This is a genomic window from Rhodococcus sp. KRD197 (assembly GCF_017168235.1).
In the GTDB taxonomy this organism is placed as follows: Bacteria; Actinomycetota; Actinomycetes; order Mycobacteriales; family Mycobacteriaceae; genus Rhodococcoides.
The window spans coordinates 110706-126142 of the sequence record NZ_JABFAO010000002.1 but is presented as its reverse complement, the minus strand read 5'-3'; the positions used below and the strand labels follow the sequence as shown (position 1 = coordinate 126142).

The following is a 15437-nucleotide window of genomic DNA, read 5'->3' as shown; positions in this document are numbered from 1 at the left end:
GTCGGCCGTGCAACCCTCCGATGGCTGGAGCATTGCGCCACTGAAGGTCGCCTCGCCAGCAGTGCTGACCTGCGCCGACGCGCGCGCCGTCCCGGAGAACGCCAAACAACGGGTCAGGCCGGGGCTGGTGGTCGCCCCAGCTTCTACAAGTTCAGCATGTCCAGGGCCCTGACGGCGACGCGTTCGAGTTGCTGCGCGGTGGCGCCGTCGCGGGCGCGTTGGGACATCCCCTGGATGACCACGCCGGTGAACTCGGCCATGTCCTCGGGATCGCAGTCCGCTGGTAGTGCACCGTCGGCAATGTTCGAGGCGATTCGTTCGGACAGCAACGCTACGTTCGCATTTCGCATGTCCCGCAACCGGTCTGCGATGTGGTCGTTGGCGGGGGTCACGCCGACGGCCGAGCTGATGATCAAACATCCACCCGGACAGGACTTGTCCGTGTAGTGCGTGGCGGCCTCGTGGAGCAGGCGGCGAATCAGTCCGCTCGCATGGGCCTCCTCGGCGAAGGCGCGATCGATGAAGTCGCCGCGAGTGGCTTTGTAGCGATCGATCGCCGCAAAGAACACGCCCTCCTTACCGCCGAATGCGCTGTATAGAGACGGCGGGTTGATGCGCATCGCGGACGTCAACGTTGCCACCGACGTCCCTTCGTATCCGTGCTCCCAGAACGCGAGCATCGCCTGGTCGAGCGCTGTGTCGACGTCGAACTTTCGTCCCTGTCCCGGTACGCCCGCCATGCACCCTCCTGATTTCGCTTCGCACGAGATGTCTGCTGTGATCCAGTCTACTCCTGTAGCGATCGCTAAGAGAATGGCTTACGGTTCGAATACAACACGGCCCGACCCGATCGAAGGGATGTACAAACGGTGACCGAGACGCGACACGACACCACGGCCCCAGCCCGGCCTACCCGCCGGAGTACACATGCGAAGGTCGCCATCATCTGGATGATGCTCGCAGTGTTTGGAGTGGGAACCGTCGAATACATGGTGGTAGGGGTACTTTCGGATATCTCCACCGACCTCGGAGTCGGTACCTCCAGCGCTGGGCTCCTCATCACGATCTACGCACTCACAGTGGTCATCGGTGGCCCGCTGCTGACGATCGCCACCACGCGGGTGCCGCGGACGCCGCTGATCGTGGCGCTGATGGGGCTGTTCGTCATCGGGAATGTGGGAACAGCGCTGGCACCGAACTTCGCGGTCATGGTGGTCTTCCGGGTGATCACCGCGCTACCGCACGCAACCTTCTTCGCGCTCTGCCTGGTGTTGGCGACCTCGCTGGTGGCACCGGAGTTCCAGGGACGGGTGATCGCCCGCGTGACGCTGGGCCTCAATCTCGCCACCGTCCTGGGCGTCCCGCTTGGCACCCTGATTGGCACCCAACTCGGCTGGCGCTGGTCCTTCGCGATCATCGCCGTGTTCCAGCTGGTGGTCACCGCTGGGCTCATCGCCTCCACCCGCAACGCGGCTCCATCTCATCAAACCGGCGGTGCGACAGCGGAACTACGCGTATTCACGCGGGGACCGGTCCTGTGGGCCATCGGGCTCACCGCGCTCAGCCAAGCGGCGCTGTTCGTGGTGTTCACCTACATCGCGCCGTACCTCACCGAGCACGCCGCTATCTCAGCGTCGACGGTCACCGTGGCGCTGTTCGTCTTCGGCATGGGCTCGGTGGTAGGCAATCAACTCGGGGGCTACTTCGCGGACAAGGCGCTCGATCGCACGTTGTACGTCGCATTGAGCGCACTGGCCTTCGCGTTGGTGGTGCTCTTCGTCTTCGGTAATATGCCGTGGTTCGCGTTCGCCTGGATGTTCGTCCTCGGCGCCACCGGGTTCTCGATCATCCCGCCGCTCGCATCGAAGCTAATCGGCGCCGCCAGCGACGCACCGCAACTCGCCGCGACAGTGAACATCGCGGGCTTTCAGCTCGCCAACGCCGCAGGCGCATGGATTGGATCTGTCGCTCTTTCCAGCGGCACCGCCGTGGGCGTCCTCCCCGCAATCGGAGCTGTGCTTGCAACGGCTGCAGTGTTTCTTCTCTTTGTCAGTAGGCGTAGCGCATCGGTAAAGGTATGAGCGCTGCGACCTACATGACTCCCTCATGCCTCCCACGGCAGTACGGTGAGATTCGGCCAGATCGACTTCCACCGTTCGGCTTTGGCTTCGTAGACGTGACGCATCGGAAGACGAGGGTTGGGTCGAATGATGCCGTCGAACACGTCCTCGTAGCCGTGTGGGGCGTAGACCCGAGGTGTCCCGTCGGGGTCGGTGCGGACTCTGAAACAGCAGGTGGTCGAGACGAAGTGGTCGATGGCGTCCTCGGAGCTTCGGTACGGACTCAGTTCAGCACCGAAATGGTCGGCGTACCAGAGGTGAACTCGCGCTTGATTGCGCACTTCCACATCGACGGCGAGATCGCCGAACAACTCCTCGGCCTGCTGGATGACGCGGTCCTCCGCCTCGTACGACAGATCCGAGTCGTCGAAATAGAAGAAGTCGTAGTCACGGATGCCGGTCTGCGGGTCGTAGCCCGATCGGTAGTTCCAGACGGTTTGGAACAGCCCACCGGCGGTGAGATACCAATCCGGCAGGTCCAGCCTCGGTGCGCGCTCGAGAATCTCCGTCACGACGGAGTTCGTTCGGATGGCAGTCCAGAACTCGTGCGGGCCCATCGCAGCATCCTGACACACAAGTGCTGCGATGGATCACGACTACGCGACTGGGCATCCGACGGTGTAGTTCCAGTCGGTTCCGGCCGGCCCGATCACCTTGACGAGGACGGTCGTGTCTCCGCCCGCGGGCAGGTTCACTACAGCCGAACCGGTGCCCTCGTTGATGTTGTCCCCGACCTGGCCGGTGCTGTAGACGAGGCCACCCTGGTAATACACATCGATGATGTCCGGAATGTTGTAGGTCTCGTAACGGAGCATGAACGAGGTTGGGCCGCTCCGGCCCAGGTCATGCACGGTTTGCGTGACTCCGGCACCACCGGCGATGGTGTCCTGATTGCACAGCTGCCGCGGTGCGATCGAGCCTGTTCCCGGCAGGCTGTTGATGATCGAGCTCCCGCTGTTGAGAATGCTTCTCGCACCGTCGACGATGCTCCCGCCGTCGAGGATGGCGCTTCCACTATCCAGAATGGCGCTGCCACTGTCGATTGCGGCCTCGACGCTACCGGTGCTCGGTTGCGCCGCGGACGTGCCGGGGGCGAGTAGGGCGACGGCGCCCGCGGCAGCCGCGACTACCAGAGACTGGCGTATTCGATTATTGTTCAACATATTTGCTCCGCACAGGATGAGGTTCGTGTCGTGAGCAATGGTTGCATCGACACCTGCCTGGCGGATATCCGTCGATTGGACTACTTCACATCGCCGCGATTGCACAATGTGCGTGAGCTGCGCGACCATCCAGTCGAGGCCCGCTTCCACCGCCGCTTGCGCATCGGGTGTATCGAGCATGGCGTCGAAGCCGTGGCCGGCGCCTGCCACGGTCATGACGTCGAGCGGCGCTCCGACCGTGGATGCATGGGCGAGGAAGTCTCTCTGTCCGCCGACGAAGTCGGGAATCTCGTTTTCGACCAACGTGATGCGCGTCGGAACGGTCGCTACCCCACGTATCGCGTGCTCCGGGTCGGGCCAACCGGGGGTACCGGGGCCAGGGAGTACCGGATAGGTCAACTCGACGCAGCGCAGCCAGGGCTGGGTATCGGCCAGGAACGGGTATGCGAGCGGACCGCCGCCCGAAAAGAACCACAGACCGATGGCGCTACCGTCGACCTCGGGACGTGACCGCAGTTGCTCCACAGCCGCGGACACCGTGCGCAGAGCCTCCGGATAGAGAAATCCATCGGTGAGTTCGTGGTCTACGACGCCCGCCACGACTCCGCGTCGGGCAAGATGGCTGGCATAGTCGTGGTAGAAGTTCGAATCACGCGGCATCACTTCGGGTTTCGCTGGGTACAAGCCATGAACCAGCAGCACACACGCCGACGGTGGTGGGCCATCCGGCACATAGACGTCCAGCACACCATCGCGAATGGGTGCCACGGGATCGACGGGAAGTATCAGGTGCGGGCCACTCGGCTCGTGCAAAACGGGGTCCCTTCTCCGAAGTTGCGTGGCTCTCAGCATTGCTCGTTCGCAAGAACGTGTCCAGCGAATATCGCCGTCGGAACCCCGGAAGTCCGAGCCTATCGAGCCAGGAACTCGCTGGAGACGACGTGCGCGTGAAAACGGGCCACGGCCGCGGTGGGGCGGTATCGGCCGGTCACGAGTGCGACCTCTCGCCCGCGGTGGCCCGTCAACGGGACGGTGACGACACTCGGGTCGGTGGACTCCGCTACCGGCAGGAGTGCGACTCCGAGTCCGCTGGCGACCAGTGCTCGGACAGTGTCGATCTCGTTGATCTCGAACGGAACTCGTGGCCGGAAACCCGCCTCGGCACACCAGTTGTCGAGGAGTGTACGCAAGTGAAAGCTCGGCGGGCTGGCTACGAAAGACTCGTTTGCCAGCTCCTCGATGCCGACGGTCTGCCTCTGGGCAAAGGGGTGTGTCCGGCTTACGTGTAGACAGATCTGCTGACTACCGAGAATCACGGCGGGGAGGTCGCCCGGTGGCGGGATCATCACCGCCACGTCGAGACGGCCCTCACGCAACATCGTCGCCAGGGCCTGACCGTGAGCTTGAACCAGGTGAACCCGAATGCGCGACGCGGATTCGTGAAACTGAACGAGCAGTGTCGACAGCGAGCGGGGGCCGAGAGTCAACGGGAACCCGAAGCGCACCAGTCCGCTGTCCGGATCGGCGTCGGCTCGAACTGCCGAGACCGCATCGTCCAACTCGCGAATCGCATTGTGGGTGCGTTGAAAGAACTCATGCCCCGAGGCCGTCAGTGCCACCCCGCGGCCGACGGGCTGGAACAGGGCGAGCCCGAGGATCCTCTCGAGCGATCGCAGTCGTCGGCTCACCGAGGACTGCGGGACTCCCAGCAGTTCGGCGGCACGGGTGACGTGCCCTTCGGCGGCCACCGCGTCGAAGGCGGTGAGCAGTGGCGCGATCGACTCAGGCCCGAAGAACACTTCATCATCCATATTCGGATCATAAATCCATTGAAAGATCATTGGACGGATGAATATCTGCTCGGAAGCATGGCAGGTGTATCGGCGAGCAGATCGGAAACTGACTATGGACAAGCAATCGGAACCACTGGACGTGCTGCTCATCGGTGGCGGAATCATGTCTGCCACCTTGGGGACGCTCATCGCAAAGACAATGCCGGACAAGTCCATTGCGCTTCTCGAACGCCTCGACGACCTGGCTGGGGAGAGCTCTGGGTCGTGGAACAACGCCGGCACCGGGCACGCAGGACTATGTGAACTGAACTACATGCCCGATGCAGATGACTCGTCGAAACCCGAGGTCATCGCGAACCAGTTCGCGCTCACCCGAGACTTCTGGGCCTCACTGATCGAGAGCGGCGACGTCGCGGCGTCTTTCCTCAGCTCGGTCCCGCACATGAACGTGGTTTTCGGGGACGAGGACGTCGAGTATCTCCGTCGGCGATGGACCACGCTCCGATCGCACCCTGCATTCGCGGCGATGGAGTACACCGAGGACCCGCAGGTCGTACACCGCTGGGCACCCTTGCTCATAGAGGGCAGGGCGTCGGCGGAACGCATGGCCGCAACCCGTGCTCCGGCCGGGACAGACGTCGACTTCGGTGCACTCACACACTCACTGACGCAATCGATGTCCACCAACGGGTGCCGGATAGACACCGGTTGCGAGGTGACGCACCTCGAACGGGGACGCGACGGAATCTGGACTGTGTCGGGCCGTTCGATGCACGGAGGCAGGAAGTTTCGGGTTCGGTCACGGTTCGTGTTCGTCGGCGCCGGTGGATATGCACTGCGATTGTTGCAGAAGGCCCACATTCCCGAGATCCGCGGGTACAGCGTGTTCCCGTTCGGGGCCGAGTTTCTCCGAACGGACGATCCCGCCGTCGTCGACCGACACCGGGCAAAGGTCTACGGCAAGCCGTCGCTCGGCGCACCGCCAATGTCGCTACCGCACCTGGACACGCGCATCGTCGATGGCACAGCGTCACTGATGTTCGGGCCGTACGCGACCTTCAGTACGCGGCTGCTCAAACACGGTCGGTTGCGTGACCTGTTCACCACGATTCGCCCATCGAACCTGGCGATTCTGCTGTCCGTTGGTGCGCAGAACCTCTCTCTGGTGCGGTATCTCGTCGGACAACTGCTGGCAACGCGCAGAAAGAAGTTTGCGGAGCTGCAGAAGTTCTATCCGGATGCGAAGCCAGCCGATTGGTACCCGATCTCTGCGGGGCAACGCGCGCAGCTGATCAAGCCGATGTCACGGATCTCCGGCGAGTTGATGTTCGGGACCGAGATCGTCACCGGTGCAGACGGAACCATCGCAGGACTCCTCGGCGCCTCCCCAGGCGCGTCCGTGGCGCCGTCGGCGATGATCGAAGTCTTGGAGCGATGCTTCGCTGAAGACAGAGGAACGTGGGCGCCGCGTTTGCAGGAGTTGCTACCGGGGACTTCCCTCGCTCCGTACTGGTGAGAAAGAGCTCCTGAGTTTTACGGTTCGCTAAGTTCGACGGATGAAGTGGACCGAGCGCCATGGGCCGACGTTTGCGGCGCTGTGTGGAAGTTTGACGGCGGTACTCGCTGCGCGATTGTCGCTGGGGAACGACTCGCGGTTCGCGGAAGAGTCCGGTGTGTGGTTCGGACAGTTCGTTACGCCCCAGTGGTCCGGGTTCGTGACCGTGAGCGTGGCGCTTCTGACGATCCTGGCGGTGCAGGTGCGTCGATCGGCTCGGCTCGTCGCCCTCGCTGGCGTCACCGGTCCCGCCGTCATTGCGTTGCCTGCCTTGGTGCCAGTTGCCGGTAATCAGGCTGTGTCTGTCAGTGCTGTGGGTGCTGGACTCCTGTTGGGCGCCTCCGCCGTCATTTCGGTGACACGACGCGCCGCGCAGGTCGCGCTGATCGTCGGGGTGTCGGTTGGGGTGCTGTTCTGGGGCGCCGTCAGAGCTCTTCTCCCCTCCGAGGAGGGACGGTGGCTCGTATCCGTGGGGTCCAGCTACGTCGAGCCCTCCGCCCACCCGCTCGTGCTGTTGGCCGTCGCCGTTCTGGTGTCCGTGGTCGCGCTTCGGTTGGGTCCGCTGGCGAGAGATGAGGCGACCACCCGCGTTGTCCTCGCTTTGATTGCGCTTGTGTTGGTATACCTGTTGGCCTACATCTTTCTCGGTTCGATCACCTCGGCAACGTGGGGATGGACGCTGGCAGTTGTTGTTTCGTGCGCTTCTACGCTCGCAGCCTCGCGGTTCGTCGATGCCCGTGACGGTGTCATCCTCATGGTCGGCTTGGCAGTAGCTGCGACCACAGTGACTGGCTTGGCGTGGTCTTCTCGGTCGTGGTGGATTGCATTGGGTGGCGTCGCCGTCCTGGCTCTTGCCGCAGTCCTCGGCTCTCACCGTCCCCATGTAGTGGTGGGATTGTCAGTGCTGGCGTGCGTCGCGGCGACCGGATTGCTCACCCACACGGCGGGTTTGAATGTAGTACCGACAGTGGCGTACACCTTGCTGTTCCCGGCTGCCGTCGGCTTCAGCCTCGGGTCCGCGCTCCCGGTGAACCTGCCGGCCTCGGCTATGGCCCCGGCTATTCCGATGACGCTGACTTTGTTCTCGGTGTCCGCCCCGAACGTCCCATCGGTCTACTACTGGACCGACGGGACCGAGACCGGTTACGAGGGCCCGGTTGTCGCCGCGTTATCCCCGCTGAACATCGGTGTGCTCGTCTCGGTGTCGGTCATCGTGTTTGCAGGACTCGCAATCGCTCGGCGACCAGGGCGGCACCTTCACGCGTCTTAATCGTCACTGACCGCCACCACAAACGGTCCGAGAGGTATGGTTCCTCCGGGGGCCGTCGGGGCTGTCCGGCGGTGGAGTCGGTGATGGGCGAGGCTATGGGTTGGTTGGGTGCAAGGCGACGGTGGACAGTGATCTGCGCAGTGTGCGTCGGCGCCGTTGTCGGGCTGTCGGCGTGTTCGGACGATTCGACCAAGGAGGCAAGTTGCACCGGAGACGAACCGTCGGGTGTCACGGTTGCGGGTGACGATCCGCCGCAATGGGCCACCAGCTGGGTTTCGCAAGCGGGTGGTGCCATGGGCGGTGGCACCGTCGATGTCCCGAAGGCCGGTGACGTTCTCGAGGCCGTGTACGCCTGCACGGGTCTGAAAAATGACACGGTGATCGAACTCGTGGCCGTCCGTGGGGTGGCTGCGAAACGGCAGGTGCGCATCGGCGTCCAAGACTATGCCTATCGCGCTGGCGAGATGACGGTAGATGGTGATCGCTATTCGTTTGATATTGCTGTAGCGCAGTCTGATTCGAGCATGGCGAAATTCGGGATCGCGTTCGCGCCGATGCGCGGCCCACGGTCGCAGGTGAGCAACTATTCGGGAGAGTTCGTCATCCAGCAGATGCGGGAGGCGGGAGTGCTGTGACCGATGTCGATGCCGACGACGGCGCTGTCTCCGCTAGAGCTGCGATGAGGTCTCGCTGTATCGCGGTCTCGGGCGCGGAGGTGTCGATCACAGCCGAGACCGGCAGCCGCAGTCGTTGCTGAGCCTCGGATCGGAAGACGAGCCCCGTCTTCGGTGTGTTGTCCGCGGTGCTCGCGTACAGGATGGACCAGCATTCGGGGTGGTTCAGTAGTTCTGCGCTTGCGGTGTGGTCGAGGGCGACGGGTGGGCCGAAGCTCAGCCGTAGTCCGCTGCGTTTCATGGCGCGTTCGACGACCCTGTGCAGGAGAATCTGTTCGCTACGTTTCGGCAGGAGCAGCGGATAGTCGGCCAGCTGCTCCAGGCTTGGATTGGTCTCGGATGCCAGTGGATGTCCCTCGGCCAGGACCACCACGAGGTCCTCGGTCCACAGCTCGATCGCATCGAGACCGGATCGCTCGACGCTGCCGCGAATCAACGCCACCTGACAGTCGCCGGAGGTGACAGCTTCGATCTGCTCAGCAAATCGTTTCAGGACGAAATCGATCTCCGCTTCTGGGTGGCGTTCTCTCACCTGAACGATCGCGGCGATGGCATTTGCCGCAAATGTCATGTTCGCCGTCAGGCGTAGCTGGTTCCGGCTTCGCGCCGTCAAGGCCAGCGCTGCCTGCTCGAGGTCCATCATGTGCCGGGCGATGGACACCAATCGAGTTCCCACCGTGGTCAATTGGACCGAACGAGACGACCGTTCGAACAGAGGCGCTCGCATCTCTCGTTCGAGCTTTGCAATCTGCAGGCTGATGGCGGACTGCGAGACGTAGCACCGCTCCGCTGCCCGCGAGAAGTTGAGCTCCTCGGCGACGGCAAGGAAGTATCTCAGCTGTCGTAGTTCCATCCTGCCTCCATCTATGAGTCCTGCTCATAGATGCTATGTCAACTTTCGCGTTGATGATCACCCGAATCCAGCGTTTCATGGAGCCACACGTTCGATCGAAGGGAGACTCGCTGTGGAGAAGTACGACGTTGTCATTGTCGGATCGGGATTCGGGGCCCTCGCCGCCGCCAAGTCCCTCGGCAAGGCCGGAGTCGACTTCTCGCTGATCTCCAGCAGCACCGAGCACCTCTTTCAGCCGCTGCTGTACCAGGCGGCGACCGGAATGCTCTCGACCGGCGAGATCGCGCCCCCCATCCGGCGCATTCTGGCGGAGTACGAATCCGCCGATGTCCGCCTCGGTCGCGTTGTCGACGTGGATCCAGATCGGCACCAGGTCACCTACACCGGTGCCGGTGTGAACCACACCATCGAATACGGACAACTGATCGTCGCTACAGGTGCCACTCAGGCCTACTTCGGTCGCGACGAGTTCAAGGACCGCACGTTCGCGCTCAAGACCGTCGACGACGCCGTGGCGCTGCGCGAGCAGATCCTGAGCTGCTACGAGGCCGCTCACCAGACATCGGACCCGGCGATCAAGAGGGATCTGCTGAGCTTCGTCGTCGTCGGTGCCGGCGCGACCGGAGTCGAGCTGGCGGGTCAGATCAGAGACCTGGCACACCGATACTTCGCCGCATCGTTCCCGGACATCGCCCCAGACGAGGTGACGGTGACGCTCGTCGACGGAGTCAAGGACGTGTTGCCGGCGTTCGGCGGCAAGTTGAGCGCCTATGCCCGGAAGAAGCTGGAAAGCTCGGGCGTCGACATCCTGACGGGCGCCATGGTCACCGACATCGCCGACGATGTGGTCACCGTCAAGGACGTCGATACCGACGCCATCTTGCGCATCAGCGCCAAGACGGTCATCTGGTCGGCCGGCGTGCAGGCCAGCGACCTTGCTTCGGTAGTGGCGCAGCGGACGGGGTGCGAGACTGACCGCGCGGGCCGTCTCCTCGTCCACGACGACCTTACTGTCGGGACCGCGAAGGACGTCTACGCCATCGGTGACGTGACATCGCTGAACGGGCTGCCCGGCCAGTCGCCCGTCGCGATGCAGCAGGGACGCCACGTTGCCCAGATGATCACGGGCAAACTCGATACCGGCACACCGTTCGAGTACTTCGACAAAGGCAGCATGTCGATCGTCGGCCGCTTCAGTGCGGTCGCGAGACTGTTCGGCAAGGTGGACATGGCCGGTCCGCTGGCTTGGGTGATGTGGCTGGCGGTGCACCTGATGTATCTGGTCGGGTTCCGAAACCGCTACATCGCCGTCCTGTCGTGGATGAACTCCTACATCGGGGACAGGCGTCCGCACTTCCAGTACACGGACAGGCAAGCAGTCGCCGCCGAGAAGCTGTCGGTCGAAAATCCGTCGAGTGAAAAGCAGCGAGCGGCATAGTTCGCGTGACACCCTAAAACAAACTGCCGGTATGTTTGAAACACTCAAATACCAGCGACGGTCGGTTTTGTGGAGTACCTTCTTGACGTACAGCGTTGGAACGTCTGTTGGGAAGGTGATGTCAGATGGCAGCGACCATGTCGCCCGCGGGTCCGGCCGAGAGTGTGAATCTGGGCGGTCGGCCCGCCTCCCATCAGCTGCGCGTCGCAAGAGAGACCACAGCGCGCCTGGTCGAGCATGTGCTGACGACCGCTCGGTGCCAGGATCTGACCGGAGAAATCGGACGGAGTGCCGTCGCCGACATCGCCGAGGTGTGCGTGGCGCTGGCAGCAGACGTTCTCGACAGCGGAGTCCAGCCCACGTCGGCGGAGTTGTCTCGCCTCAGCCAATCCGCAGGCACGTGGGCCCGTGCCGGTGTTCCGCTGGCACCCATCCAACATGCGTTCCACGAGGGATTCTCGGTGGGTCTACGAATGGTCGCCGGCTGCGCTGTCGACAGTGACTACCCCGCGCTCGTCGACGGCACCGTATTGATGTTCGGATTGCTCGACGTAGTGTCCGAGGCTGTCGCCTCCGCATACCTCGATGAGTACAAGACGGCCGCGGCGCAGGACCATGAACAGACACACGCGATTGTCACGGCGTTGCTCGCTGGCGACCCCGAAGCCGCGCGCATCGCCGAACGTGTCGGAATCGAACTCGCCAGTGGCTACGAGGTTCTCGCGGTGCATTTCCCGCCGCACGAGGACGAGACCGAAACCCCAGGGGGGAACGACGCTGCCGCCGGCTACAAGCTCGCACGCATCACATCGGCCCTTTCGCGATACAGCTCGCCCATGCCGCCGTTGGCGCTGCTGAGCGCCTCGGGAGGAACGATTCTGGTGCCCGACGCCACCCCGGCCGCGGCCGAGGAACTCGTCGCGAGTCTGAGCGAGGCTGCCGGAGTTCCAGTGTCGGCCGCCACTGCGTTCGCGAAGCCGGAACGGGTGTCCGACGCCGCCGACAATGTCTACGAACTACTGCGGCTCGTCCAACGACTGAACTATCCTCCTGCCGTCTATCGCATCTCTGACTTGGCGCTGGAGTTTCAGATCGCTCGGCCGGGTATCGGTCGTCGGCATCTGACGCGGTTGCTCGACCCGTTGCGCCAGACGCCTGACCTGTTGCCGACTCTGGAGGCGTTCGTCGCGACCGAGGCGAATCGCAAGAAGGCCGCGAAGCAACTGGTTTGCCATCCCAACACCGTCGACTATCGCCTCAAGCGCATCGAACAGATCACGGGTGTCGATCCCATGAAGTCCTCGGGCCTGCGTGCACTGCACGCTGCCCTGATCGCCGACTCACTCGACTCGAAGCAGTGAACATGACAGCCCTGCCGGTTGCCGCGGTGACGTCGTTCGCTGCTCGCGCGGCCCTCGGAAGAATCGACTCCATGGTGCCGTGCTTCCAGACCGTGGTGGCCTTGCACACGAGCGAGGTCGTCGGCGTCGAGGCGTTGGCACGGTGGCCTACCGTGAAGGGCGCCGACCCGGCCGAGGTCTTCGCTCTGGCCCGATCACGTGGGGTTGTCTCGGATATCGACTTCGCCTGTCGCAGTGCGGCAGTGAAGGCAGCTCAATCAGCAGGACTCACCGACAGCCTGGCGCTGTACCTGAACTTCGAACCGTCGGGAATAGTCGACGATGCCTGCACCGAGATGCATCTCGACTCACTCGTGTGCGAGGCGAACGTGGTTCTCGAGATCACCGAGCGAGGACTCGATGTGCACCCGGACCGGTTGCGGGCCATGGTGCGATCGGCACGGCGTCGAGGATTTGCGATTGCGCTCGACGACGTGGGATCGAACTCGGCTACGCTCGAGGCGCTTTCGGTGGTCGAACCGGACATCGTCAAGCTCGACGCGTCCATTGTTCGCCGCCCGAAATCACTCCACACCGCGCGCGTGATGTTCGCGGTACGCAGGTATGTCGCATCGACCGGCGCTGTGCTCCTCGCCGAAGGTATCGAGTCCGAACGCGATCACGATCGCGCCCTCAAATTGGGTGCGACGTTGGGGCAGGGCTGGTTGTTCGGTGCCGCAGCGTCGGGGACGGACGTGCAGACCCGCCTACGCTAGCTGCTAAGGTTCCCCTAACTCGAACGTGGAGCAAAGGTGGAATCAGTGGGTCTCAGAGTGTTGTTCTTGCCGAAGGCAGTTCGATTCGCCGCGGCCGCGGCCGCGGGATTGCTTGTGCTGGCGTCGGTGTCGTGCGGCAGCGACGAGAGCCCCGGCGATGCACTCGCCTCGGCGAGCGGCTCGTTCCCGATCACCATCGAACACGAGTTCGGCGCAACGACGATCACCGAGAAGCCGGAACGTGTGGTGACCCTCGGTGTCACCGACGCCGATGCCGTCATCGCACTGGGCACGATTCCCGTCGGCAACACCGGGTTCGTGTTCTACGAGAACGGGCTCGGACCGTGGACCGAGGACGAGGTGGATGATGCAGATCTGACGCGTATCGCATCGGACTCCCAACCCAACCTCGAACAGATCGCGGAGTTGGCACCGGACCTGATCCTCGGCATCAGCGCAGGATTCGACGAGGCCGTCTACGACAAGCTCGACGCGATCGCCCCCACGGTCGCACGACCCGCCGGAACCGCGGCGTACACGGTCGATCGCGCAGTCGCCACCGAGACGATCGCGACCGCGCTGGGTGAGGCGGAGCGCGGCATGGAACTGAATCGGCAGACCCAGGAACTGCTGGAGAGCACGCGCGCGAATCATCCCGAGTTTGCCGAACGCACCGGAGTGGTAGTGCTTGCCAGCGACGTTCAGTACAGTGCGTTCCTCCCCGGTGACGCGCGTGGGCAATTCCTTACCTCGCTGGGCTTTTCGGTTCCCGAGGCGATCACCGAACACGACACCGGCGATTCCTTTTACGTGCCGGTGTCCGCGGAGAATGTGGCGATGCTCGACGCAGACGCGATCCTGTATCTGAGTGACGACGAAGACGTGGATGTGGTGGCCGAGAACCCGCTCTTCGGAACCCTCGAAGCCGGTCGCAAGGACGCCATCGTCACCACGTCCCTCGACGAGCGCGGAGCAATCAGCTATAACTCCGTGCTGTCCATCCCGTATGCCATCGATTCCGTCGTTCCGCGTTTGGCTGGCAGCTGATCACTTGGCGGACCTGACGTCCACGAGCACCTGGACCTCGACCGGAAGGCCGTCGAGAGCGGACGCGCACCTGATGCGCAGGCGTTCGGCTTTCTCCACGACGGCGTCCGTCGATGGGGCGGGGTCGTCCGTGATGCCGGAGATACGAACGACCGGAGTCGATGGATTGCCCATCACACGTGCTGTGGCAGAGCCGATTCCCGGCATGGACTCGAATTCCGCTGCAGCGTTGCGCGCAGCCGAGGTGAGATCGACGCTGGCATGCTCGTCGTCCAAAGTTGCTGTCCGCGAAGGCTGACGGCGCGGTCGGTGCGCGTACAGCCATCGCAGACCGAGCACCGACAGCACGACTGCGACAGCCAGCAATGCCCAGGGCCACCACCCGGCGCTATCCCAGTCGCCCGGTTGCCATGCCTCCACCGTTGCACGCGCTTCGGACGCCCACGTTGGAAGGCGATCCTGCTGCCACGCTGCGGCCGCTGCACCCAGCGCGATGAGGACCAGGCCGGTCAGAGCCGTGACCACGCGATCCGCGGCAGCGGCGGCAGTGCCGAGGGAGGACACCCGCCGACGTGCCCCACGCTTGATCCACACACCCTCGGTGCCCGACGGGCGGTGCGTGCGCAGGCGCGGCACGAGCGCTAGGAGCAGCAGGACGATGCCGAGAACCCCGACCGCTGCGCCGGCGGGCAACATCCACGACTGCACGGTCACGCTCAGGACGGAATCGATCGCCGGGCCGATCCAACTCGCGCCGTTGACGGCGCCGAGATCGATCAGAGCGTCGCGACCGAGGATGACGGCCACGCCGCACAGAAGCAACGCCAGCACGAGTGCGACGCCACTGGCTTTCGGCGCTGCCTTCGGGACCGGCGCTGTTTTCCGGTTCACTCGACTCTCCTGGGTTCTGGGGTGCGTTCGGGTGGGGTGTAGTGCATACGAACATCGACGGACTCGATATCGAGGCCGCTGCTGTGCGCGATATCGTCCACGACGGCACGGCGAACACGATGTGCCACATCGGCTATCGGCGTCGGCCAAAGTGTGGCGACATCGATGGTGGCTCGGACACGGCCGTTGCGGACGGACGCTTCGGCGCGAGGCAGAGTGCGCGATGTCAGTCCGCCTGCAATCCGTTCGACGCCGGTGACACGCGAGGCTGCGATCTCGGCGATGCGCACGACGGCGTGATCGCGAATGTCGAGGGTCCCGCGGTCGCTATCGGTCATGTCCGCGTCCGCGGGAGAATGCAGAGATATCCAGTTCGCCGTCGATGTAGCGGCCGACGGCGAAGCCGACTGCGGCGAGCACCACGGCAAACAAGAATCCGGTGAAGCCGCCGACTGCAGCGGCGATGGCCAACAGCAGACCGACGAACAATCCGATGGTCGAGGTGGTCATGAGTTCG

The 15437-nt window shown here is 63.7% G+C and carries 16 protein-coding genes; 8 read left to right on the top strand and 8 right to left on the bottom strand.

Annotation, left to right across the window (positions count from 1 at the left end; all coding sequences use genetic code 11):
- Positions 1–143 precede the first annotated feature (143 nt).
- A complete protein-coding gene (locus J1M86_RS02865) occupies positions 144–740 on the bottom strand; it encodes a TetR/AcrR family transcriptional regulator (RefSeq protein WP_075839307.1) in 597 nt (198 codons plus the stop codon).
- A gap of 129 nt (positions 741–869) precedes the next feature.
- Here J1M86_RS02865 and J1M86_RS02860 point away from each other — a divergent pair, with 129 nt between their 5' ends.
- Positions 870–2081, top strand: a complete 1212-nt coding sequence (locus J1M86_RS02860) for an MFS transporter (protein ID WP_307786512.1) — start codon at positions 870–872, stop codon at positions 2079–2081.
- A gap of 23 nt (positions 2082–2104) precedes the next feature.
- Here the strand turns inward: J1M86_RS02860 and J1M86_RS02855 are convergent, their stop codons facing one another.
- From J1M86_RS02855 to J1M86_RS02845, 3 genes are all read right to left on the bottom strand, one after another.
- Positions 2105–2677 (bottom strand): nucleotidyltransferase family protein, encoded by a 573-nt coding sequence (locus J1M86_RS02855; RefSeq protein ID WP_206508747.1) that lies wholly within the window; start codon positions 2675–2677, stop codon positions 2105–2107.
- A 39-nt stretch (positions 2678–2716) separates the two neighbouring features.
- Positions 2717–4051, bottom strand: coding sequence for a hypothetical protein (locus J1M86_RS26790; RefSeq protein ID WP_307786511.1), 1335 nt, complete (start codon positions 4049–4051; stop codon positions 2717–2719).
- A gap of 143 nt (positions 4052–4194) precedes the next feature.
- On the bottom strand, positions 4195–5094 hold the full coding sequence (locus tag J1M86_RS02845) for a LysR family transcriptional regulator (protein ID WP_075839302.1): 900 nt from the start codon (positions 5092–5094) through the stop codon (positions 4195–4197).
- A gap of 94 nt (positions 5095–5188) precedes the next feature.
- On the opposite strand from J1M86_RS02845, the gene mqo reads away from it, so the two are divergent.
- From mqo to J1M86_RS02830, 3 genes are all read left to right on the top strand, one after another.
- A complete protein-coding gene (gene mqo, locus J1M86_RS02840) occupies positions 5189–6592 on the top strand; it encodes a malate dehydrogenase (quinone) (RefSeq protein ID WP_075839301.1) in 1404 nt (467 codons plus the stop codon).
- A gap of 40 nt (positions 6593–6632) precedes the next feature.
- Entirely contained in the window at positions 6633–7901 is a 1269-nt protein-coding gene (locus tag J1M86_RS02835) for a hypothetical protein (protein WP_075839300.1), read from the top strand.
- A 293-nt stretch (positions 7902–8194) separates the two neighbouring features.
- The gene (locus J1M86_RS02830; RefSeq protein ID WP_206508746.1) at positions 8195–8536 is read left to right on the top strand and encodes a hypothetical protein; all 342 of its coding nucleotides are present in this window, start codon (positions 8195–8197) and stop codon (positions 8534–8536) included.
- Here J1M86_RS02830 and J1M86_RS02825 read toward each other — a convergent pair.
- Positions 8502–9428 (bottom strand): LysR family transcriptional regulator, encoded by a 927-nt coding sequence (locus tag J1M86_RS02825; protein WP_206508745.1) that lies wholly within the window; start codon positions 9426–9428, stop codon positions 8502–8504. The genes J1M86_RS02830 and J1M86_RS02825 overlap by 35 nt on opposite strands.
- A gap of 112 nt (positions 9429–9540) precedes the next feature.
- On the opposite strand from J1M86_RS02825, the gene J1M86_RS02820 reads away from it, so the two are divergent.
- The 4 genes from J1M86_RS02820 to J1M86_RS02805 all read left to right on the top strand — a co-directional run bounded on the left by J1M86_RS02820 (position 9541) and on the right by J1M86_RS02805 (position 14029).
- Positions 9541–10866 carry an NAD(P)/FAD-dependent oxidoreductase gene (locus J1M86_RS02820; RefSeq protein WP_206508744.1) on the top strand — a complete coding sequence of 442 codons (1326 nt, stop codon included), beginning with the start codon at positions 9541–9543 and terminating at the stop codon, positions 10864–10866.
- Positions 10867–10991: 125 nt separating this feature from the next.
- Positions 10992–12227 (top strand): CdaR family transcriptional regulator, encoded by a 1236-nt coding sequence (locus J1M86_RS02815; RefSeq protein WP_075839298.1) that lies wholly within the window; start codon positions 10992–10994, stop codon positions 12225–12227.
- A 2-nt stretch (positions 12228–12229) separates the two neighbouring features.
- On the top strand, positions 12230–12982 hold the full coding sequence (locus J1M86_RS02810; RefSeq protein WP_206508743.1) for an EAL domain-containing protein: 753 nt from the start codon (positions 12230–12232) through the stop codon (positions 12980–12982).
- A 45-nt stretch (positions 12983–13027) separates the two neighbouring features.
- Positions 13028–14029 (top strand): iron-siderophore ABC transporter substrate-binding protein, encoded by a 1002-nt coding sequence (locus J1M86_RS02805; RefSeq protein WP_307786510.1) that lies wholly within the window; start codon positions 13028–13030, stop codon positions 14027–14029.
- Here the strand turns inward: J1M86_RS02805 and J1M86_RS02800 are convergent, their stop codons facing one another.
- Genes J1M86_RS02800 through J1M86_RS02790 form a run of 3 tightly spaced genes read right to left on the bottom strand, consistent with a single transcriptional unit; the run spans position 14030 to position 15430 of the window.
- Positions 14030–14920 (bottom strand): hypothetical protein, encoded by an 891-nt coding sequence (locus J1M86_RS02800; RefSeq protein WP_075839297.1) that lies wholly within the window; start codon positions 14918–14920, stop codon positions 14030–14032.
- A complete protein-coding gene (locus tag J1M86_RS02795) occupies positions 14917–15258 on the bottom strand; it encodes an Asp23/Gls24 family envelope stress response protein (RefSeq protein ID WP_075839296.1) in 342 nt (113 codons plus the stop codon). Before J1M86_RS02795 ends, J1M86_RS02800 begins: the two co-directional genes overlap by 4 nt.
- Positions 15248–15430, bottom strand: coding sequence for a DUF2273 domain-containing protein (locus J1M86_RS02790; RefSeq protein WP_075839295.1), 183 nt, complete (start codon positions 15428–15430; stop codon positions 15248–15250). Before J1M86_RS02790 ends, J1M86_RS02795 begins: the two co-directional genes overlap by 11 nt.
- Positions 15431–15437 lie beyond the last annotated feature (7 nt).

What these genes read in the sequence shown, in the direction of transcription:
- J1M86_RS02855 (WP_206508747.1), bottom strand. Translation starts at nt 2,677, where the DNA reads ATGGGCCCGCACGAGTTCTGGACTGCCATCCGAACGAACTCCGTCGTG.
- J1M86_RS02865 (WP_075839307.1), bottom strand. Translation starts at nt 740, where the DNA reads ATGGCGGGCGTACCGGGACAGGGACGAAAGTTCGACGTCGACACAGCG.
- J1M86_RS02795 (WP_075839296.1), bottom strand. Translation starts at nt 15,258, where the DNA reads ATGACCGATAGCGACCGCGGGACCCTCGACATTCGCGATCACGCCGTC.
- J1M86_RS02845 (WP_075839302.1), bottom strand. Translation starts at nt 5,094, where the DNA reads ATGGATGATGAAGTGTTCTTCGGGCCTGAGTCGATCGCGCCACTGCTC.
- mqo (WP_075839301.1), top strand. Translation starts at nt 5,189, where the DNA reads ATGGACAAGCAATCGGAACCACTGGACGTGCTGCTCATCGGTGGCGGA.
- J1M86_RS02830 (WP_206508746.1), top strand. Translation starts at nt 8,195, where the DNA reads ATGGGCGGTGGCACCGTCGATGTCCCGAAGGCCGGTGACGTTCTCGAG.
- J1M86_RS02835 (WP_075839300.1), top strand. Translation starts at nt 6,633, where the DNA reads ATGAAGTGGACCGAGCGCCATGGGCCGACGTTTGCGGCGCTGTGTGGA.
- J1M86_RS02790 (WP_075839295.1), bottom strand. Translation starts at nt 15,430, where the DNA reads ATGACCACCTCGACCATCGGATTGTTCGTCGGTCTGCTGTTGGCCATC.
- J1M86_RS02810 (WP_206508743.1), top strand. Translation starts at nt 12,230, where the DNA reads ATGACAGCCCTGCCGGTTGCCGCGGTGACGTCGTTCGCTGCTCGCGCG.
- J1M86_RS02815 (WP_075839298.1), top strand. Translation starts at nt 10,992, where the DNA reads ATGGCAGCGACCATGTCGCCCGCGGGTCCGGCCGAGAGTGTGAATCTG.
- J1M86_RS02825 (WP_206508745.1), bottom strand. Translation starts at nt 9,428, where the DNA reads ATGGAACTACGACAGCTGAGATACTTCCTTGCCGTCGCCGAGGAGCTC.